The organism is Halarchaeum sp. CBA1220, assembly GCF_003721175.2.
GTDB classification, from domain to species: domain Archaea; phylum Halobacteriota; class Halobacteria; order Halobacteriales; family Halobacteriaceae; genus Halarchaeum; species Halarchaeum grantii.
In genome coordinates this window covers 1,591,865-1,609,552 of sequence record NZ_CP054707.1, presented here as the reverse complement: position 1 = coordinate 1,609,552, position 17,688 = coordinate 1,591,865, and the positions used below count along the sequence as shown (strand labels likewise).

Here is a 17,688-nt window from a genome sequence, read left to right as displayed (position 1 = left end):
CCCCCGGCGGAGCGCGTTACTCACGGGTCGCGGTTGCTCCCCGTTCGCTGTTCGGCGGGTCTCGCTCCGCTCGCCCCGCTACTCCCCCACGCGGTCCTCGACGTCGGCGGTGACGACCTCGATTTCGTGGCCGTCCTGGTCCTTCGTGAACGCGTAGTTCCAGTCGCAGGACTCGGGGTCGCGGTAGTCCTCGGACTCGCGCTCCATCAGGGCCGTCCACCCCTCCTCGAGGTCGCCGACGCGCGCGGCGAGGTGGCCCCACGCGTCGCCCATCTCGTACTCGCGGCCGTCGTAGTTGTAGGTGAGCTCGACGGTCATGGCGTTCTCGTGGTCGCCCTGCGGGGCCATGAAGTAGTTCGCGAACGTGTCGGACTCCCAGCGGCCCGCGGGCTCGTACTCCCACTTGCGCGCCCAGTAGCCGATGGCCTCGTCGGCGTCCTCGACGCGGATCATCGTGTGGTCGAGGCTCCACTTCGCGCCGTGGTCGCGCTCGACGATTTCGATCTCGTGGCCGTCTGGGTCCTTCACGAACGCGTAGCCGGGGTTCTCCTCGGGCGGTCGGTAGTCCTCGACGCCCTCGTCCATCAGCTCCGCGTACGCCTCCTCGACGTCCTCGACGCGCACCGCGATGTGGCCCCACGCGTCGCCCATCTCGTACTCGGAGACGCCGTGGTTGTAGGTGAGCTCGAGGAGCGCGCCGTCCGCGCTCATGTCCTCGGGGCCGAGCTTCACGTTCGTGAACGTGTCCGCCTCCCAGCGCGAATACTCGACGTAGTCGAGGTGCGTCCGATACCAGTCCAGCGATTCCTCGAGGTCGCCGACGCGGATCATCACGTGGTCGAGCACGTGGTCGCTCTCGCTCATGGACGAGTGGTGTACCGCGCGGGAGGTAAGCGTACCGGAGGCGGCCGATTAAGTGGCCTCCGGCCGGACGAAGACGAGCCGCCGGAGGGCGTCGCGGTAGAGCGCGAGCGCGGCGGTCCACAGGAGGAGCGTCCCGAGCGGAAGGACGGCGAGGCGCGCGTTGTGGACGGCGAGACCGGTCGCGTGCAGACCCGCGCTCGCGCCCGCCATCGCCAGCAGGCCGCCGGTCACGCGCCGGTCCTCGCGGTCGGCGAGTGCGAGCGCGGCGCTCGCGAGCGCACATCCGTAGAGGAACGCCGCCGTCGGCCACGCCTGGAGCCAGTAGGCGTTCAGGACGGCCTGCGAGACGTACGTCGGGAGGGGCGTGAAGTGCGGGCCGAGCGGCCCCGCGACGTCGCCGATGCCGTACGCGAAGTAGGCGCCGTAGGCGTTCGCGCTCGCGCCGCTCGACCACTGGATCACCGTCCACGGCGGGAGCCCGACGGCGACGAGGACGAGGAGACGTCGGAGTGGGCGGCGCGCGGACATATCGGTGAGTGCGGCGCGTCGAGTGAGGGTCTTTCGGTCTCCGCGAACGGAACGGGGTGGTCGAGCGAGAAACGCGGCGCTCGGGGGATGGAGAACGGAGAGCGCGGTGTCAGCGCCGCACGATGAGGCGGAGGACGTCCTCGTCCTCGAGGACGTGGTCCCGCCCGACCTGCTGGTCGTCGTGCTTCGCGGACGGGCCGGAGACGCGCGCGAAACGGAAGCGGTCGCTCATCTCCCCGCCCAACCGGTCGAGCGCGTCGTCCACCGTCTCGCCGCGACGCAACACGAGCGGCTCGTCGTAGTCGACACCGCGACCCGGCTTGTCCATGTAGATGCGGATGAGGTCGAGCTCGTCCCACAGCCGGTCCTTCAGCGCGTCGAGGCCGCGCTCCTCGTGCGCGCTGATGAACACCGCCTCCTCGGGGTCGATGTCGCGCTCGCGGAGTTCGCTCTTGACGGTCTCCGCGTAGGAGGGCTCGATGAGGTCGACCTTGTTCACGACCGTCAGGGAGGGGAGGTAGACGCGGTTGTCCATCACGCCGTCGACGAGCTCGTCCACGTCCGGGTTCCCGCGAATGGTGACGTCCGCGTTCACGTAGCCCTGCGAGCGCAACACCTCCCGGACGGTGTCGTTGTCGAGCTCGAGGTCGCCCGAGGTGTTCACGTCGATGCCGCCCTTGATCTTCTTCGAGATGCGGACGTGCGGCGGCTCGGTGTCGAGGCGGATCTTGTTGTCGTAGAGCTCGTCGTAGAGCCGGTCGTACTGGTCGATTTCGAAGGCGGAGAGGACGAAGACGACGAGGTCCGCAGAGCGGATGACGGAGAGGACCTCGCGCCCGCCGCCGCGCCCGCCCGCCGCGCCCTCGATGAGTCCGGGAACGTCGAGGATCTGGATGTCCGCGCCGCGATACTTCAGCATCCCGGGGTTGACGTCGAGCGTCGTGAACTCGTAGGCGCCGACCTCGCTACCGGCGTTCGTGAGCGCGTTCACGAGCGTGGACTTGCCGACGGAGGGGAAACCGACGAGCGCGACGGTGGCGTCGCCGTGCTGTTTGACGGAGTAGCCGCCGCCACCGCCCGAGCCGGACTGTTGCTGCTCGAGCTTCTCCTTCTTCTCGGAGAGCTTCGCCTTCAGCCGGCCGATATGGGCCTCCGTGGACTTGTTGTACGGAGTGTCGGCGATCTCCTCTTCGAGTTCCTCGATCTCCTCCTCCAGTCCCATTACCCGGAACTGGGCCGTCTCGCCGGAAAGAACTTTCGTCCGGTCCCCCGCGTGCAGTCGCGAACTTCGACACGTTCATAGCCGCCCTCCCGAGAGTAGCCGACATGTCGGATCCGTCGACGTACCGCGACAGCACGGAGATCGTCCTCCCGGCCGGTGCGCTCGACGGCGTCGAGGCCGAACTCACCGAGCGCTTCACCGTCACGGTCTTCGAACGCGACGACGTCGTCCGCGTCATCGGGAGCCCGGTCGAGATTCAGGAGGCCAGCGCCTTCCTCGCTCGACAGGGCATCACGCTCCCGTGACCCATAGCGCGACCGCGGTCGCGGCGGCGCGGTGGCCGCGAACCGCGAGCGACCACGCTCCCGATTCGAACCACGGTCGGACCGCTCGCTTCGCTCCGTGCGTCCTCACTGATTCGAACCGCGCTCGGATGAGCGCGATTCGAACCGTTTAAATCCGCCGCGAAACTTCGTTCACGCATGGCTGATACCATCGAAGTACTCGTGCCCGGCGGGCAGGCCAACCCCGGCCCGCCCCTCGGCCCCGAGCTCGGTCCCACGCCCGTGGACGTGCAGGCAGTCGTCGAGGAGATCAACGACCAGACGGCGGCCTTCGACGGCACGGAAGTCCCCGTCACTATCGAGTACGAGGAGGACGGCTCCTTCAGCATCGAGGTCGGCGTTCCGCCGACGGCGGAGCTCATCAAGGACGAAGCCGGCTTCGAGACCGGGAGCGGCGAGCCCCAGGAGAACTTCGTCGCGGACCTCTCCATCGAACAGCTGAAGTCCATCGCCGAGCAGAAGAAGCCCGACCTGCTCGCGTACGACACGAAGAACGCCGCGAAGGAAGTCGCCGGCACCTGCGTCACGCTCGGTGTCACCATCGAGGGCGAGGACGCCCGCGGCTTCAAGGCCCGCGTCGACGACGGCGAGTTCGACGACGTGCTGGCCGAGGCGTAAGCCGAGGACAGCGCGAGCGAGGCGCCGTTGCGCCTCGCTCACCTTCTCGCCGAGGCCTGACGAGGCGAGAGCCAGCGAGGCCCCGTCCCGCCCACGTTCTCGTTGAGGCGTGCTCTTCACGTCTCGACCGTTTTCCCGACGAGCGCGTCGCTCAGTCCCCGGTTCCGTGTCTCCGCTCTCGGTCCCCGTGTCACAACACCCCCCACCGTTGCAAGTGTTTCTGGGTGGGCGCTAACGCATCCGGCGTCAGTCGCGGGGCGCGAAGTAACGCTCCCAGTGACGCGTACAGCCGGGGTTGAACGCGTGGCCGCACGCGGGGCAGGCGTCGTCGCAGGCGGCGTACTCGCGGACGGTGAGGAGTTCGCCGCACGCCCCGCAGAGCACGGCGGGGTCGTCGAACGACTCGCGCGGGAGCACGGCGTGCTCGTGGTCGGCGACCGCGTCGTGGCAGGCGTGACACGGGTAGTAGGCGTCACAGCACGCCGCGCGGATGGCGACGACGTCCCACGCCTCGCCGTAGTGCGCACAGCGCGTCGCGGCGTCGACGTCGACGCCGCAGACGGTGACGCCGCCGACGGTCCGCTCCATCGCTCAGTAGTCGGGGCGCTCGGCGTAGTCGATGGGGTCGCGCGCGCCGGCGTTCCGGAAGGCTTCGAGGCGGAATGCGCAGGCGTCACACGTGCCACACGCGGGTTCGTCGTCGCGGTAACAGCTCCACGTGAGTTCGTAGGGGACGTCGAGTTTGAGGCCGCGCTCGGCGATGTCGGTCTTGGACCACTCGGTGAACGGCGCTTCGATGCTGATGTCGGTGTCGTCCTTGGTGCCGACGTCGACGACCTGCTGGAAGGCCTCGAAGAACTCGGGGCGGCAGTCTGGGTAGCCCGAGAAGTCCTCGGAGTGTGCGCCGATGAAGACGGCGTCGCAGTCCTGGGCTTCGGCGTAGGAGACGGCCATCGCGAGGAGGTTCGCGTTCCGGAACGGGACGTAGGAGGTCGGAACCTCGTCGCTCTCCAAGTCCGCCTCTTCGACGTCCATCTCTTCGTCGGTGAGCGAGGAGCCGCCGATCTTCGAGAGGTGGTCGGGGTTGAGGTGGAGGAAGTCGGCGGCGTCGAAGTGCTCGGCCTGCGCGGTCGCGCACTCGTACTCCTTGGCCTCGGTGCGCTGACCGTAGCTCGTGTGGAGGAGGCAGACCTCGTAGCCGCGCTCCTTCGCGACGGCGATGGCGGTCGCGGAATCCATCCCGCCGGACGCGAGGACGACCGCCCTCTTCGCGGCCGTGCCGTCGTCGCTCGCGCTCATCGCCCGCCCTCCGTCGCGATGGCGTCGCGGAAGCGCTGGCGCTCGACGTCGTCGAACGCGCCGACGCTCGCGCGCGACGTCGTCGTGGTGTGGGCTTCGACGCCGCGCATCGCCTCGCACATGTGCGTCGCAGAGAGCTCGACGAGGACGGCGTCCGCGCCGATCTCCTCGTGCAGGCCCTCGGCGACATCGCGCGTCAGCTGCTCTTGGATGGTGAGGCGTCGGGACGCCCACTTGACGTAGCGGACGAGCTTCGAGAGGCCGACGACCTCGCCGTCCGGCCGGTAGGCGACGTGCGCGGTGCCGTGGAAGGGGAGGAGGTGGTGCTCGCAGAGCGAGTAGAAGGGGATGCCCGTCTTCACGACGAGGTCCTCGCCCTCGGCCTCGAAGGTCCGCATCGTCGGCTTCTCGGCCTCGCGGTAGCCCTCGGTGAGTTCCTCGTAGGCGGCGGGGACGCGGCGCTCCCACGTGTCGACGAGGCCGTCGCGCTCGGGGTCCTCGCCGACCGCGTCGAGGATGAGTCGCGTCGCGTGACTCAGCTGGTCGCGGTCCACGGGGTGCTCGGCGTTCGATTCGGCGTCGGTGGTGGATGTCGGTGTTCCGTCGGTCATCGTCTCAGGTCCCGGGGGCGTCGTTCCAGAGGTCGACGTGGAGGCGCGGCGTGTAGCGGTAGCCGTACTCCATCGCGAGCTCGGCGACGGCGTTCCGGGTTTCGTCTAGTTGGTCTCGTGTTTGGCCCTCGGGCATGAGAAGCACGTCGATATCGTCCGCGTCCGTGCCGGCGGCGTCCGCGACGCGTGCGACGAGGTCCTCGACGTCCTCGACGTCCGATTCGTCCGTGACGACGAACTTGAACTGGCAGTCGTAGGCGGCGAAGAGGTCGGCGAGCGTCTCGACGTCGACGCGGCGCTCCTCGTGGCGCTCCGTCCAGACGCCGGGGTCGACGCCCTCGGGGGCGTTCTCGGCGGTTGGCGTGCTGGAGGCGAGTTTCGGGCTGACGCTCGCGAGGTCGATGGGCGCGTCCCGGTAGATGGTGCCGTTCGTCTCGACGGTGGTGTGGTAGCCCAACTCGTCGAGGCGTTCGAGCAACTCGACGGCGCGCTCGTGGACCAGCGGTTCGCCGCCGGTGAGGACGACGTGCTCGCCGGGGCGCTCCTCGACGGCGGCGACGATCTCCGAGAGGCTCATCCAGTCGCCGGTGGGCTCCCACGAGGTGTGATAGGAGTCGCAGAACCAACACCGGAGGTTACAGCCGGCGGTGCGAACGAACGTGGAGGGGACGCCGGCGAGCGTTCCTTCGCCTTGGAGGGAGTGGAAGAGCTCGTTGACGGGGAGGCTCTCGGCGGGTGCGTCGGCGGGTGAGCTGTCTCCCGCGGCGTCGTTCACCGGCACGGCGTCGCCCCTCCGGTGGCGTCGAGCTCGCTCGTCTCGCGGACGGAGACCGCCACCTCGCTGACGGTGTCGGGGAGCGCGTCGGCGAGCTCGGCCTCGAGGGTCGCCGCCATCACTTCCGCCGTCGGCGGGCGTTCGAGGACGACGAGCGCGTCGCCGTCGCCGCTCGCTTCGAAGGCCTCGATCAGGGGGTCGCCCGCCTCGACGAGGAAGCGGTGGTCCCAGCGCTCGACGACGTCCGTCACGTCGCCTTTGTCCGCCACCCAGCCCTCGTCGGTGAGTTCGCCGCGGAGGGTGATGGTGAGCTCGTAGTTGTGCCCGTGTGGGCGCGCGCACTTCCCGTCGTGGTGGAGGAGACGGTGGCCGGCGCTGATCCGGATGGGACGCTCGGCGCCGACGCGGAGGGTTCGCTCGTCCGCGAACGCCTCGGAGTGTTCGTCAGTCCGCACTCGGTTCATACCCCACGGTTCGCTCGGTATTACTTGAACCTGCGGATACGGGGAGGGCGACGGTGGCGTGTCACGTGCCCGCCGTGCACGTCGCTTCGCGCCCGGGTGCTCGCGACGCCGCGTGCCTCGCTCAGTCCTCCACGTAGAGCGAGTAGAGGATGACCGCGAAGCCGACGGCGGTGAACGAGCCCTCGGCGACGAGCGCGAGCATCGTGCCGACGTGGAGGAGGGTGTCGACGATGCCGGCAACGAGCGCGCCGACGGTGACGACGCCGAAGCCGACGGCGAGCAGGCGGATGGAGCGCGCGCCGGTGCGGACGGACGCCTCGTAGGCGAAGTAGGTGATGGCGCCGCCGAGCAGCAGCGTCACCGTCTTCAGGAGCGTGACGAGCGTCGTGAGGCCGAGTCCGGTCGGGGTCACGTCTCGCGTTGCACCTCCGACCAGATGTCCGCGAGGCGCTCGGACGGCCCGCGCGGCGGGCGGTCGATCTCCACGGTCAGTTCGCGCTCGTCGTCGAAGGCCACCTCGATGGCGTCGAAGTCCGCTCGATAGCGCGAGCGATGCCGGCCGTCCGGGCGGACCTCCGTCTCCTCCGCGACGAGCGTCGCCTCCGTCAGCGACTCGAGTTTCCGGTAGGTGGTCGAGAGCGGTACGTCACACGCCTCCGAGAGTTCGTTCGCCGTCATTGGTTCGTCCAGAGCGCGCAGGAACGCCCGACAGTCCGCATCATCGAGCGCGTCGAGGACGCGTGAGAGGTCGGGGTCGTCGTCTGGTGCGCTCATTCTGGGCCCGTATGGGTCGCTACGTGCCCGTTCGCGCTCGCCCCTTAGGTATCGACCGGTTCGGCGCGTCGCCGCGACTGCGGCTGCGCGACGGGCGGGACGACGCGGCCGCGCGGTCACGTGAGGCAGGTCACGCCCGTGAACTCGAAGCGGGCGCCGCCGGTGTCGCTCTCCGTGACGGTGACGTCCCAGCCGTGCGCGTCCGCAATCTCCGCGACGATGGAGAGCCCGAGCCCCGTCCCGTCCGCCGCGCTCGTGTGGCCGGTCTCGAAGACGCGTCCGCGCTCCTCCTCGGGGATGCCCGGGCCGTCGTCCGCGACGTAGAAGCCGTCCTCGAGGTCGCCGACCGTGACCGTGACCGTGCCGTCGCCGTCCTCGACCGAGTCCCCCGGGGCGAGCGACGCGCCGGTCGTGCCGTGCTCGACCGCGTTCCGGAAGAGGTTCCCGAAGAGCTGGCCGAGCCGACTCTCGTCCGCCCGGATGGTCGCCGTGCTCTCGACGCGGAGCGTCGCCTCGGCCGTCCCGATCGTCTCCCAACTCCGCCGGGCGGCATCGCGGACCGCCACGGGCTCGGTCTCGTCGATCGTCCGCCCCTGCTTGGCGAGCATCAGGAGGTTCTCGATCAGCTCCCGCATGCGACCGTGCGCCGCCCGGATCGTGTCGACGTGCTCGTTGTCGACCTCGGCGTCGAGGAGGTCGAGGTGGCCGGCGGCGACGTTCAGGGGGTTGCGGAGGTCGTGGCTGACGACGTCCGCGAACCGCTCGAGCTCGGCCGTCTGGCGCTCGAGCTCCTCCTGCGCTCGCTTCCGGTCGGTGATGTCGAGGTAGGTCGCGATCACCTCGTCGCCGGCCTCGCCCGTGACCGTGGACGCCTCGAGGAGGAAGGTGCGGCACTCGCCCGCCGCGCTCCGCCGCGTCACCTCGCGCCGCACTCGCTCGCCGTCGGCCGCCTGCGCGGTGATTTCGCGCGCCTCCTCGGCGTCGTCGTCGTCGACGATGCGGTCGTCGAGTCGCGACCCGCCGAGTTCGCGCTCGGTGTAGCCGAACGTCTCGCGGAACGCCCGGTTCGTCTGCTTTATGACCGGTTCGTCCGGGTCGGCCTCCGTGAGAACGAGCGGGACGGGGACGGCATCAAGGACGGTCGCCAAGCGGTCGCGCTGGCGTTCAAGGCGCTCCTGGTACTCCCGGAGGTCGGTGATGTCCTCGTTGACCGCGACGAAGCGGACGACGTCGCCGTCGTCGTCGGTGACCGGGGAGATCGTCTGTCTGGCGACGTAGCGCTCGCCGTTCTTTCGCTCGTTGACGATTTCGCCCTCCCAGACCTCGCCCGAGAGGATGGTGTCCCAGAGCCGCTCGTAGAACCGGTCGTCGTGCACGCCCGACTGGAGGATGTTCGCGTTGTTCCCGACCGCTTCCTCGGCGGTGTAGCCCGTCTGCTTCTCGAACGCGTCGTTGACGTACTCGATCCGACCGGTCGTGTCCGTCCAGTAGATCGAGTGGCCGCTGCACTCGACGGCCTCCCGAAACGCCCGAGCGGTGGCGTTCTCCGACTCCGCAACACCCCTCTCGGAATTCATTGTCTGTATTAGACGAGGCAGCATGTTAAGTTGGGTGGGACGGCCCCATCCGGTGATACGTTATGAGGGATATCCGTCGGGCGAGTCGGCTGGAGGCCCGTATGGGTGCTTCTAAGGAGAGGTCTACGCTACGGCGAGTGGTGACAGAAGAACTAGATCAGGGGTCGATAGACCGACTCCTCCGGACTCACGGCACAGGCGTGCTCTCGCTGGCGAACGGCGCGGACGCGTACGCCGTCCCGCAGTCCTTCGGCTACGACGGCGACGTCCTCTACTTCCAGCTCGCGGCGAACGCTGACAGCAGGAAACTCGCGTTCATCGAAGCGACCGAGACGGCGTCGTTCGCGGTGTACACGACCGACCCCTCGCGGAGCGTCGTCGTCGACGGGCCTATCGAGCGCGTTCCGCCGGACGAGCGAACGGCCGCGGCGACGGCGGTCGCGGAGAACGCCGAAATCCCGACCCTCGACGTCCACCCCGAGACGCCGCCGAGCGACCTCGACTTCGAGTTCTATCGCTTGCGCCCGACGCACCGCTCCGGTCGTGCGTTCCGGAGCACCGTCGAGCGCGAGACCGAGTCGTGAGCGGACCGTCGGTGCCGTCCTCGACGCGTTCGCCCGCGCGCCTCACAGGCGCTCGTTCCACTCGGCCGTCGAGAACTTCGCGTCCGCGAGCTCGAGTGCGGCCTCGCGCTCGTCCTCGCTCAACTCGCCGCGCCCGCCGCCGAAGCGCGCGACGTACGCGTCGACGACGGCGTCGATGACGGCCTCGCGCGAGACGTCGAGGTGGTCGGTCATGACGGCGACGCGTTTCTCCGCCGAGCGCACCGCCTTATCGGAGACCTTCTCCGCGCCGATGCGGAGCACGCGGAGCATCTCGCGGGTGTCGAGGTCGTAGCTCATCGTCGCGTGGTGGAGGACGGCGTCCCCCGAGCGCAGTTGGGCGGAGCCGCCGATCTTCCCGTCGGCGTGCTCGATGTCGTTCAGCGGCTCGTGGCTGACGTCGAGGCCGAGCCCGCGAAGCGCCTCGATGGCGCTCCGATCGAGGTCCGCGTAGCTCGCCTCGACGTCGGCGGGCACCCACGACGCCGGGAGGTAGAGCGAGTAGGTGACGACGTCGCCCGGTGCGACGTACATCGACCCGCCGCCGGTGACGCGGCGCACGGGCACGATGCCGTGCTCGCGGGCGTACTCGGCCTCGACTTCGTCGTCGAACGACTGGAAGCGCCCGAACGGGACGGCGGGCGTGTCGCGACGCCACACGCGGAGGGTCGGGGGCGTCTCGCCGGCCTGCAGGCGGTTCGTCAACACCTCGTCGAGCGCGTGGTGGACCGGTTCCGAGAGCGCCTCGGGGTCGACGACGCGGAGGCCGCGGTGGTCGTCGGTCATTCCATCGCCTCCCGGACGGCGGTGGCGACGTCGTCCGCGTCGAAGCCGACGAGCGTGGCGTCGACGGCGCCGACGGCCGTCGCGAACTCCTCGTGTGGGGCGTCGCGTGGCAGGCCTTCGACGGCGCGTTCGAGCGCGTCCAGCGCCTCCGGTGGTTCGAGGAAGAAGTCGCCGCGAATCTCGACCGATTGGACGTGTGCCTCGTAGGTGACCGCCGCGCGGACGAGTTTCCCACCCGGGACCTTCACCGAGGACTCCCCGTGCATACGCGTGGAGTACGCAACCGGCGGGTAAAGAGCGCTCGGGTGCCCGAGGCCGGTATCGCAGCCACAGCCTTGAAATGTCTCGCCCGGGAACCCTCCATCGATATGCCCACCGCCGAAGTCGACCTCCCGAGCGATATCGAAGTCGAGATCGACCGCCTCGTCGACGAGGGCGAGTTCCTCAACCGGAAGGAAGCGGTCGAAGAACTTCTCTCCACGGGGCTGAACGTCTACGACGTCACGGCCGGCGAGGAGGAAGAGGAGCGCTTCGAGGAGGAGATGCGGGAGACGAGCGAGCGCTCGCTCGGCGACGAGTACGAGTTCTAAGGCGGTCGCTTTTCCGCCGGTCGGAACGACGCTCGCGTAGCGACCGCGTTCGCGAGTCGGCCGTCGCGGACGGTGGGCGCGACGCCGTGACCGGGTGGCGTGCCCCGCCGCGCGTCAGTCGCGGCGGCGCAGCGCGAGGAAGCCGGCGGCGAGCGCGACGCTCGCGGCGGCGAACCCGAAGCCGAGCGAGCCGGCGGACGTCGTCCCCGTGGCCGTCGTCGTCGTGGTCGTCGCGGTCGTCGTGGTCGAGGTCACGTTCTGCGTCTGGTCCGACGTGGTCGTCGTCGTGCTCGACGTGGTGGTCGTCGTGGACTGTCCGCCGTCGCCGCTCCCGCCGTCCGTCGCGCCAGCGGTGTCGCTGGTGTCGTCGACGTTGTCGCTCCCGTCGCTGGTGTCGTCGGTGTCGTCGGTGTCGCTCCCGTCGCTCGTGTCGCTATCGTCGCCGCTCGAGGACGCGGTGATGTCGAAGGCCGCAGTGACGGGCGCGTCCGTGCTCTGGACGTTCACGCCGATTGCGGCGTGGTAGGTGCTCTCACTCACGGGGTTCTGGGCGTCGTGGTACTCGACGACGACCACGTCACCCTGCGCGAGGGAGTAGCTTCCGCCGAAGCCGAACGTGAGCGTGTGGCCGTCGTTCGAGACGTCGACCTCCGAGAGGTCGTCGGAGACGTTCGTCTCGATGGTCTCGTCGCCGTCGGTGCTGATGCCGACGCGGACGACGTCGCTCGTGCCGACCCCGGAGACGTCGGTCGCCGTCTCGGTCGCCGCGTAATCGACTTCGATGCTGTTCAGCGAGTCGGAGGCGTCGTTCGGCGCGACTTCGACGGTCGCGGTGTGCGTGCTCGTCGCGTCCGGGCTGTCCGGGTCCACGGTGAGCGAGGCGTTCACGGCCTCGGTGTCCGTGGTGACGGTGAGCGTCGCGTCGGTGCCGTTCGCCCACTCACCGTTCAGCGCGCTCGGAATCGCGTACGACCCGTCGCCGGGGTTCGTGACGTTCGCGTAGGTGAGGACGACGCGCTCGTCGGAGGCGACGGTGTGGTTCCCCTCGAACGTCGCGTTCACGACGCCGTCGGTGACGCCGACGCCGGTGACGTTCAGCGCCGGGTCACCGGACTCGTTCGCCAGGTCGCCGTCCGTGTCGATGAAGGCCCCCGTGACGGTGGCGTCCGCGGGCACGTCGCCGATCCCGCTCGCGGTGTAGTTCGCGGCGAGGCTCGTGACGTTCGCGCCGTACTGGCTCGTACCGGGTCGGAACGCGAGCGTGTGCGTCGTGTTCGCGTGCTCGCTCGCGTTCGCCGCCGTCACCGTCGCGTCGGCGGGCCCGGTCGAGACCTCGAAGTCGGCGGCGACGTCCGCGTCGTCGCTCTGCGTGTTGATGCCGACGGCCGCCGTGTACGTGCCGTTACTCCCGGGGTTTTCGACATCGCTGTAGTTCGCGACGACGACGTCACCCTGTTCGAGGGTGTAGCTCCCGCCGAAGCCGAGGAGGAGCGTGTGGCCGTCGTTCGAGATGCTGACCGAGGAGAGGTCGTCGGAGACGTTCGTCTCGATGGTCCGGTCACCGTCGGTGCTGATGCCGACGGCGTTCACGTCGCTCAGCCCGACCTCGGAGACGTCGGTCGCCCCCGTGTTCTCGGCGTAGTCGACGCGGAACTCGTTCAGCGAATCGGAGGCGTCGTCCGACCCGACTTCACCCGTCGCGACGTGCGTGCTCCGTGCGCCCGCGTACGGCGGGTACGGCGTGACGGAGGCGGCGCTCGTCTCCGAGCTCACGACGACGTCGAGGGTGACGCTCGTCGCGTTCTCCCAGTCGCCGTTCGCGGTGACGCGCTCCGTGTACGTGCCCGCGACGTCCGGGTTCCCGACCGGGTCGTAGGCGACGACGACGGGCTCGCTCGCGTTCAGCGTGTAGCTCCCGTTGAACGCGACGGTGAGGTTCTGGTTCGCCGCCGTGACGCCGGTGACGTTCAGCCCGGATTCGGCGCTGTCGTTCTCGCCGTCCGCGTCCGCGTCGACGAACGCGGTGACGTTTTCGGCCGGCAGGTCGTACAGCATCGCGTTCTCACCGTAGTCGACCGTGACGTTCCGGAGCGTCCGGTTGTCCTGTGCGCTCCCGGGTGCGTAGGAGAGCGTGTGCGTCGCGTTCGCCCCGTCCCAGTCCGGCGTCGCGGTGAGCGACGTCGTCGCGGCCGCCTGCGTGATGTTCAGGCTGTCGGTCGCGGGCGACCCGGAGGACTGCGAGTTCAGGTCGACACTGACCGAGTACGTGCCCATCGAGTCGGGGTTCTCGACGTCGCTGTAGGTGACGTAGAAGGTGTCGCCGGCCTTCACGTCGTAACTCCCGCCGAAGGTGAACGTCACCGTGTTGCCGTTGTCGCTGTGCTTGACCGCCTGGAGGTCATCCGTGACGTTCGTCCGGTCGCCGTTCCGGACGACGTAGGCCGCCTCGACGTCGTCACCGGTGACGTTACCGGCGTCCGCCGACGAGTCGGGGTACTGTACCTGAATCGAGCTCAGCGAACTCCCCGCTTCGTTCGAGTCCGGGGAGACCGAGACGTTGTGCGTGGCCGTGGCGGTCGCGTTCGCGGGCGTCGCCTCGATGGTGGCGGCGTCGGCGGCGGCGGCGGTGCCGACGAAACCGACGCCGACCGATGCGACCACTGAGAGGACGACGATGGCGCTCAACGCGACGGCTCGGGATGTTCGTGTCATAGTTGGGGGGAAGCGGTGACGGACGGGTGAGCGCCCGCGTTCGATAAGGAAGTACCGCCCATCCACGGGTAAACGTGATGGCCACCCGAAACGTCAGCGGTGGCTGAGAACGCGCGCCGCCACCGCCGGAAGCACGTCCGTAACGTCCGCCCGCGTGGCCGTTGCCGCGATGTCGTCGTGTGGCGTCTCGTCGAAGTTCACCACGTGGAGGTCGCCGTCGCGTGCCGCCGTCACCGGGAGCGACGCCGCAGGCTCGACGGTGAGTGACGACCCGGCGGCGAGGAAGGCGTCGGCCTCGCGGGCGAGTCGTCGCGCCTCGTCGAAGACCGGCGGGAGGCGCTCACCGAACAGCACGACGTCCGGCTTGAGGAGGCCGCCGCAGTCACAGCGCGGTGGCGTCTCGCCGTCCCGGACGCGCTCGCGGACGGCGTCCGTCGGCGTCGTCGCACCACAGTCGACGCAGGTGCTGCGGCGGGCGTTCCCGTGAATCTCCAGCAGGGAGTCCGTGCCGGCGGCCGCGTGCAGGCCGTCGACGTTCTGCGTGACCACGGCGGTGAGGACGCCCGCGTCCTCCAGCGTCGCGAGCGCGTCGTGGGCGGCGTTCGGCGCGACGGCGTGCGCGTCCCGCGCCTCCGCGTCGCCAGCGTGGCCGTCCCCCTCGGCTCTCGCGGCGTCTACACCGTACATCGTCTCGTGGAGTTCGAGGCGGTCCTTCCAGAAGCCGACCGGGTCGGCGCGGAAGCGCTCGATGCGGAAATCGGCCGGGTCGTACTCCGCGTTCCAGACGCCGTCGTCGCCGCGGAAGGACGGGACCCCGGACGCGGTGCTGACGCCCGCGCCCGTGAACGCGACCGCGGTGTCGGCGTCGGCGAGCGAGTTCGCGATCCGGGACACCGCGTCCGCGTGCTCGGGGTCGGCGCGCCCCGAGCGGCCGGCGCCCTCGCCCATCAGTACTCCGCGAGGAACGCCTCGATGCGGTTCATCGCCTCCCGGAGCTCGGGGAGCGAGCGCGCGTAGGAGACTCGGACGTGGCCCTCGCCGCCGTCGCCGAAGACGCGCCCGGGGACGACGGCGACCTCCGCCTCGCGCAGGAGGTCCTCCGCGAACGCCTCGTCGTCGCCCGGCACCGAGGGGAAGACGTAGAAGGCGCCCTGCGCCTCGAAGCAGTCCAGCCCCATCTCCCGGAAGCGCGAGAGGACGAAGCGCCGGCGGCGGTCGTACTGCTCGCGCATGTCCGCGACGGCGTCGTCACAGGACTCGAGAGCCTCAAGCGCGGCGGCCTGCGCCGTCGTCGGCGCGGAGAGCATCGTGTACTGGTGGATGCGGTTCATCGCGTCGACCACCTCCGGGGGCCCCATCGCGTACCCCAGCCGGAGGCCCGTCATCGCGTACGCCTTCGAGAAGCCGTTGAAGACGACGGTGCGCTCGCGCATCCCCTGCTGGGTGGCGATGCTGTCGTGGTCGCCCTCGTAGGTGAGCGCGGCGTACACCTCGTCGGCGAGCACGAAGAGGTCGTGCTCGCGCGCGAACTCCGCGACCTCCGCGAGGTGGGTCGCGTCCATCGTCGCGCCCGTCGGGTTGTTCGGGTAGCAGAAGACGAGGACGTCCGCGCGCTCGGCGCCCGCGCGCTCCAACGCGTCGTAGGTGAGACGGAACTCCTCGCTCGCCTCGGTCGGAACCGGGAGGACCTCGCCCCCGGAGAAGGAGGCGTCCGGCCCGTAGGAGATGTAGGCGGGTTCGGCGACCGCGACGACGTCGCCGGGGTCGACGAGCGCGCGCATCGCGAGGTCCATCGCCTCGCTGACGCCCGTCGTCACGAGGATTTCCTCCTCGGCGTCGTAGTCGTGGCCGTAGCGCGTCACGTGCGCGGAGATGGCTTCGCGGAGGTCGCGCCGCCCCCGGTTCGACGTGTAGGAGGTCTGCCCGCGCTCGAGGGCCTCGATGGCGGCTTTGCGGGCGGGCCACGGCGCGCTGAAGTCGGGTTCGCCGACGCCGAGCGAGATGACGTCCTCCATCTCCTCGGCGATCTCGAAGAAGCGCCGAATCCCGGAGGGCGGCGTCCGCTCGGCGCGCTCTGAGAGGTGGCTCATGGCGAGTAGGAGAGCCGGTCGTCCTCCTCGCCGTCCCCGAACTCGATGCCCTCGGCCTTGTACGTCTCCATGACGTAGTGCGTCACCGTCTGCGTGACCTCGGGGATGGGCGCGATCTCCTCGGAGACGAAGCGCGAGACCGCGTTCATCGAGTCCGCGCGCACCTCGAGGGCGAAGTCGTAGTCGCCGCTGACGAGCTGGAACGCGGCGACCTCCGGGAACTTCGCGATGCGACGCGAGATGTCCTCGTAGCCCGTCTCGCGGTCGAGCTCGACGTTCAACTCCACCTTCGCCTCGACGATGCCGTCGTCGAGCGCCGCCCAGTCCACGACCGCCGTGTACCCCCGCAGCACGCCCTCGTTCTCGAGGGCCTCGATGTGTGCCTCGGCCTCCTCGGGCGTGAGGTCGAGCTGTCGAGCGACGTCCTCGGGCGTGTACCGGGCGTCCTCGCAGAGCAGGTCGAGGACGCGTCTGCGGTCGTCGTCGTCCATACTCCCATGGTGGACGGGTCCGTTCTTAGGTCTGACTCTCTCGGCGGCGGGGCCGGACGCCGAGAGCGGGCGTCGGGCGCGAGCCACCCGGCCGGCACCGGACGGCTTTTGTGCCGCCCGCGCGCCGTTCGAGGCATGTTCGTTCTGCACGCGACCTTCCACCTCGACCCCGCGCACCGCGAAGCGGCCCTCGATGCTGTCAGAGAGCTCGTCGAGGCCTCACGCCGCGAGGACGGCGTCATCGACTACCGCGCCGGCGTCGACGTCCACGACGAGAACACGCTCCGGTTCGTCGAGCGCTACGAGGACGCGGCCGCGCACGCCGCCCACGAGGAGACCGACCACTGCGAGCGCTTCACCGAGCGCCTCCCCGAGCTGCTCGCGGCCGACCTCGAGATGGTCTCCTTCGAGGTGGCCGAGGAAGCCGTCGACGAGTTCACCGTCGCCGTCGAGGACGAGGACTGAGCCGGAGGCCTACCGGAGGCCGGGCGACGGCGGCGCGCGGCGTTTGTGCGTGCTCGACTCGCGGAGGGCGGCGAGGCGCTCGACCGTCTCGCGCTCCGCCTCGACGCGCGCCGCCGTCGCCTCGACGCCGAGGCCGTCGTCGACGAGACAGCGCAATACGGGGTCGATTTCCGCGTAGGGCGCGCCCAGCTCCTCGCGGTCGGTCTGCCCCGCCCAGAGGCCCGCCGTCGGCTCCTTCTCGACGAAGCGCGCGTCGAGGTCGAGGTGCTCCGCGAGGGCGACGACCTCCGTCTTGTAGGCGTCGCGGAGCGGCGCGACGTCCACGGCGCCGTCGCCGTGCTTGGTGAAGTAGCCGAGCAGGTGCTCCGAGCGGTTGTCCGGCCCGAGGACGAGCAGCCCGCGCTCGTTCGCGGCCGCGTAGAGGCGCACCATTCGGACCCGCGCGCGGACGTTCCCGACCGCTCGCTCGTCGAGGTCGACCCCCGTCTCCCGGAACGCCGCGACCTGTCTCTGGATGGATTCCTCGCGCCAGTCGACGCCGAGCGACTCGCAGAGGTCGCGGGCGTCGCGCATGTTCGCGGGGTCGCTCGGCGCGCCCGGGAGGACGAGCGCGCGGACGTTCTCGGGGCCGACGGCGTCGGCGGCGAGCGTGACGCCGACCGCGGAGTCGAGGCCGCCGCTGACGCCGACGACGTAGCCGCCCGCACCGGACTCCTCGGCGTACTCGCGCAGGAACGCGCGCGCGGCGTCCGCGATGCGCGCCGGGTCGAGTCGGCCGCGCGGTGACTCCGTCTCCTCGGCGTCGTCTCTCATGCGTTCGCGTGCGACGCCGAGGCCCGTAGTCGTGGTGGGCGTCGCGCGCCACCGGGGCCGGCC

General features: G+C 69.9%; 23 protein-coding genes. 5 read left to right on the top strand and 18 right to left on the bottom strand.

The genetic code is table 11. The features are described 5' to 3' along the window. Positions 1-78: 78 nt before the first annotated feature. The 3 genes from EFA46_RS08755 to EFA46_RS08745 form a co-directional block, all read right to left on the bottom strand. A complete protein-coding gene (locus EFA46_RS08755; protein WP_123076618.1) occupies positions 79-864 on the bottom strand; it encodes a VOC family protein in 786 nt (261 codons plus the stop codon). Positions 865-912: 48 nt separating this feature from the next. Next, complete coding sequence (locus EFA46_RS08750) at positions 913-1,392, bottom strand: TIGR04206 family protein (protein ID WP_176969854.1); 480 nt, start codon at positions 1,390-1,392, stop codon at positions 913-915. Between the two features lie 109 nt (positions 1,393-1,501). After that, positions 1,502-2,614 carry a GTP-binding protein gene (locus EFA46_RS08745; RefSeq protein WP_123076620.1) on the bottom strand — a complete coding sequence of 371 codons (1,113 nt, stop codon included), beginning with the start codon at positions 2,612-2,614 and terminating at the stop codon, positions 1,502-1,504. A 104-nt stretch (positions 2,615-2,718) separates the two neighbouring features. Here EFA46_RS08745 and EFA46_RS08740 point away from each other — a divergent pair, with 104 nt between their 5' ends. Both EFA46_RS08740 and EFA46_RS08735 read left to right on the top strand, forming a co-directional pair. Then, positions 2,719-2,919 carry a hypothetical protein gene (locus tag EFA46_RS08740; RefSeq protein ID WP_123076622.1) on the top strand — a complete coding sequence of 67 codons (201 nt, stop codon included), beginning with the start codon at positions 2,719-2,721 and terminating at the stop codon, positions 2,917-2,919. 177 nt (positions 2,920-3,096) lie between these two features. After that, on the top strand, positions 3,097-3,576 hold the full coding sequence (locus EFA46_RS08735; RefSeq protein WP_123076624.1) for a 50S ribosomal protein L11: 480 nt from the start codon (positions 3,097-3,099) through the stop codon (positions 3,574-3,576). A 246-nt stretch (positions 3,577-3,822) separates the two neighbouring features. On the opposite strand, the gene EFA46_RS08730 is transcribed toward EFA46_RS08735, so the two are convergent. The 8 genes from EFA46_RS08730 to EFA46_RS08695 all read right to left on the bottom strand — a co-directional run bounded on the left by EFA46_RS08730 (position 3,823) and on the right by EFA46_RS08695 (position 9,076). Then, positions 3,823-4,164 (bottom strand): CHY zinc finger protein, encoded by a 342-nt coding sequence (locus EFA46_RS08730; protein WP_123076626.1) that lies wholly within the window; start codon positions 4,162-4,164, stop codon positions 3,823-3,825. Between the two features lie 3 nt (positions 4,165-4,167). Beyond that, positions 4,168-4,875: a 7-cyano-7-deazaguanine synthase QueC gene (gene queC / locus EFA46_RS08725; protein WP_123076628.1), complete on the bottom strand. Its 708-nt coding sequence runs from the start codon at positions 4,873-4,875 to the stop codon at positions 4,168-4,170. After that, positions 4,872-5,486, bottom strand: coding sequence for a GTP cyclohydrolase I (gene folE, locus EFA46_RS08720; protein ID WP_123076630.1), 615 nt, complete (start codon positions 5,484-5,486; stop codon positions 4,872-4,874). The genes queC and folE overlap by 4 nt, the downstream gene beginning before the upstream one ends. Positions 5,487-5,490: 4 nt before the next feature. After that, positions 5,491-6,267: a 7-carboxy-7-deazaguanine synthase QueE gene (locus EFA46_RS08715; RefSeq protein WP_123076632.1), complete on the bottom strand. Its 777-nt coding sequence runs from the start codon at positions 6,265-6,267 to the stop codon at positions 5,491-5,493. After that, entirely contained in the window at positions 6,258-6,725 is a 468-nt protein-coding gene (locus EFA46_RS08710; RefSeq protein WP_123076634.1) for a 6-pyruvoyl tetrahydropterin synthase family protein, read from the bottom strand. The genes EFA46_RS08715 and EFA46_RS08710 overlap by 10 nt, the downstream gene beginning before the upstream one ends. A 121-nt stretch (positions 6,726-6,846) precedes the next feature. Next, entirely contained in the window at positions 6,847-7,137 is a 291-nt protein-coding gene (locus EFA46_RS08705) for a hypothetical protein (protein WP_123076636.1), read from the bottom strand. Next, complete coding sequence (locus tag EFA46_RS08700; protein ID WP_123076638.1) at positions 7,134-7,499, bottom strand: helix-turn-helix domain-containing protein; 366 nt, start codon at positions 7,497-7,499, stop codon at positions 7,134-7,136. The genes EFA46_RS08705 and EFA46_RS08700 overlap by 4 nt, the downstream gene beginning before the upstream one ends. A gap of 116 nt (positions 7,500-7,615) precedes the next feature. Next, a complete protein-coding gene (locus EFA46_RS08695; protein WP_158604259.1) occupies positions 7,616-9,076 on the bottom strand; it encodes a PAS domain-containing sensor histidine kinase in 1,461 nt (486 codons plus the stop codon). Positions 9,077-9,216: 140 nt separating this feature from the next. Here EFA46_RS08695 and EFA46_RS08690 point away from each other — a divergent pair, with 140 nt between their 5' ends. Next, on the top strand, positions 9,217-9,660 hold the full coding sequence (locus tag EFA46_RS08690; RefSeq protein ID WP_123076642.1) for a pyridoxamine 5'-phosphate oxidase family protein: 444 nt from the start codon (positions 9,217-9,219) through the stop codon (positions 9,658-9,660). 42 nt (positions 9,661-9,702) lie between these two features. Here EFA46_RS08690 and EFA46_RS08685 read toward each other — a convergent pair whose 3' ends face one another. Beyond that, the gene (locus EFA46_RS08685) at positions 9,703-10,464 is read right to left on the bottom strand and encodes a biotin/lipoate A/B protein ligase family protein (protein ID WP_218182515.1); all 762 of its coding nucleotides are present in this window, start codon (positions 10,462-10,464) and stop codon (positions 9,703-9,705) included. Beyond that, positions 10,461-10,730, bottom strand: coding sequence for a hypothetical protein (locus EFA46_RS16120; RefSeq protein WP_218182514.1), 270 nt, complete (start codon positions 10,728-10,730; stop codon positions 10,461-10,463). The genes EFA46_RS08685 and EFA46_RS16120 overlap by 4 nt, the downstream gene beginning before the upstream one ends. A gap of 102 nt (positions 10,731-10,832) precedes the next feature. Between EFA46_RS16120 and EFA46_RS08680 the strand changes: the two genes are divergently transcribed. After that, positions 10,833-11,054 carry a cell surface protein gene (locus tag EFA46_RS08680; protein WP_123076644.1) on the top strand — a complete coding sequence of 74 codons (222 nt, stop codon included), beginning with the start codon at positions 10,833-10,835 and terminating at the stop codon, positions 11,052-11,054. 114 nt (positions 11,055-11,168) lie between these two features. On the opposite strand, the gene EFA46_RS08675 is transcribed toward EFA46_RS08680, so the two are convergent. The 4 genes from EFA46_RS08675 to EFA46_RS08660 form a co-directional block, all read right to left on the bottom strand. Then, entirely contained in the window at positions 11,169-13,766 is a 2,598-nt protein-coding gene (locus EFA46_RS08675) for a DUF2808 domain-containing protein (RefSeq protein ID WP_123076646.1), read from the bottom strand. A gap of 93 nt (positions 13,767-13,859) precedes the next feature. Then, positions 13,860-14,714 carry a Sir2 family NAD-dependent protein deacetylase gene (locus EFA46_RS08670; RefSeq protein WP_123076648.1) on the bottom strand — a complete coding sequence of 285 codons (855 nt, stop codon included), beginning with the start codon at positions 14,712-14,714 and terminating at the stop codon, positions 13,860-13,862. Further along, entirely contained in the window at positions 14,714-15,856 is a 1,143-nt protein-coding gene (locus tag EFA46_RS08665; RefSeq protein ID WP_123076650.1) for a pyridoxal phosphate-dependent aminotransferase, read from the bottom strand. The genes EFA46_RS08670 and EFA46_RS08665 overlap by 1 nt, the downstream gene beginning before the upstream one ends. Further along, complete coding sequence (locus EFA46_RS08660; protein ID WP_123076652.1) at positions 15,853-16,347, bottom strand: Lrp/AsnC family transcriptional regulator; 495 nt, start codon at positions 16,345-16,347, stop codon at positions 15,853-15,855. The genes EFA46_RS08665 and EFA46_RS08660 overlap by 4 nt, the downstream gene beginning before the upstream one ends. Before the next feature lie 135 nt (positions 16,348-16,482). Between EFA46_RS08660 and EFA46_RS08655 the strand changes: the two genes are divergently transcribed. After that, positions 16,483-16,812: a putative quinol monooxygenase gene (locus EFA46_RS08655; protein WP_123076654.1), complete on the top strand. Its 330-nt coding sequence runs from the start codon at positions 16,483-16,485 to the stop codon at positions 16,810-16,812. 9 nt (positions 16,813-16,821) lie between these two features. Here EFA46_RS08655 and EFA46_RS08650 read toward each other — a convergent pair whose 3' ends face one another. Continuing rightward, positions 16,822-17,625, bottom strand: coding sequence for an NAD+ synthase (locus EFA46_RS08650; RefSeq protein ID WP_123076656.1), 804 nt, complete (start codon positions 17,623-17,625; stop codon positions 16,822-16,824). Positions 17,626-17,688 lie beyond the last annotated feature (63 nt).

Coding starts and splice junctions, on each gene's coding strand:
- EFA46_RS08755 (WP_123076618.1), bottom strand. CDS start 864: ATGAGCGAGAGCGACCACGTGCTCGACCACGTGATGATCCGCGTCGGC.
- EFA46_RS08750 (WP_176969854.1), bottom strand. CDS start 1,392: ATGTCCGCGCGCCGCCCACTCCGACGTCTCCTCGTCCTCGTCGCCGTC.
- EFA46_RS08745 (WP_123076620.1), bottom strand. CDS start 2,614: ATGGGACTGGAGGAGGAGATCGAGGAACTCGAAGAGGAGATCGCCGAC.
- EFA46_RS08740 (WP_123076622.1), top strand. CDS start 2,719: ATGTCGGATCCGTCGACGTACCGCGACAGCACGGAGATCGTCCTCCCG.
- EFA46_RS08735 (WP_123076624.1), top strand. CDS start 3,097: ATGGCTGATACCATCGAAGTACTCGTGCCCGGCGGGCAGGCCAACCCC.
- EFA46_RS08730 (WP_123076626.1), bottom strand. CDS start 4,164: ATGGAGCGGACCGTCGGCGGCGTCACCGTCTGCGGCGTCGACGTCGAC.
- queC (WP_123076628.1), bottom strand. CDS start 4,875: ATGAGCGCGAGCGACGACGGCACGGCCGCGAAGAGGGCGGTCGTCCTC.
- folE (WP_123076630.1), bottom strand. CDS start 5,486: ATGACCGACGGAACACCGACATCCACCACCGACGCCGAATCGAACGCC.
- EFA46_RS08710 (WP_123076634.1), bottom strand. CDS start 6,725: ATGAACCGAGTGCGGACTGACGAACACTCCGAGGCGTTCGCGGACGAG.
- EFA46_RS08700 (WP_123076638.1), bottom strand. CDS start 7,499: ATGAGCGCACCAGACGACGACCCCGACCTCTCACGCGTCCTCGACGCG.
- EFA46_RS08695 (WP_158604259.1), bottom strand. CDS start 9,076: ATGAATTCCGAGAGGGGTGTTGCGGAGTCGGAGAACGCCACCGCTCGG.
- EFA46_RS08685 (WP_218182515.1), bottom strand. CDS start 10,464: ATGACCGACGACCACCGCGGCCTCCGCGTCGTCGACCCCGAGGCGCTC.
- EFA46_RS16120 (WP_218182514.1), bottom strand. CDS start 10,730: ATGCACGGGGAGTCCTCGGTGAAGGTCCCGGGTGGGAAACTCGTCCGC.
- EFA46_RS08680 (WP_123076644.1), top strand. CDS start 10,833: ATGCCCACCGCCGAAGTCGACCTCCCGAGCGATATCGAAGTCGAGATC.
- EFA46_RS08675 (WP_123076646.1), bottom strand. CDS start 13,766: ATGACACGAACATCCCGAGCCGTCGCGTTGAGCGCCATCGTCGTCCTC.
- EFA46_RS08670 (WP_123076648.1), bottom strand. CDS start 14,714: ATGGGCGAGGGCGCCGGCCGCTCGGGGCGCGCCGACCCCGAGCACGCG.
- EFA46_RS08665 (WP_123076650.1), bottom strand. CDS start 15,856: ATGAGCCACCTCTCAGAGCGCGCCGAGCGGACGCCGCCCTCCGGGATT.
- EFA46_RS08660 (WP_123076652.1), bottom strand. CDS start 16,347: ATGGACGACGACGACCGCAGACGCGTCCTCGACCTGCTCTGCGAGGAC.
- EFA46_RS08655 (WP_123076654.1), top strand. CDS start 16,483: ATGTTCGTTCTGCACGCGACCTTCCACCTCGACCCCGCGCACCGCGAA.
- EFA46_RS08650 (WP_123076656.1), bottom strand. CDS start 17,625: ATGAGAGACGACGCCGAGGAGACGGAGTCACCGCGCGGCCGACTCGAC.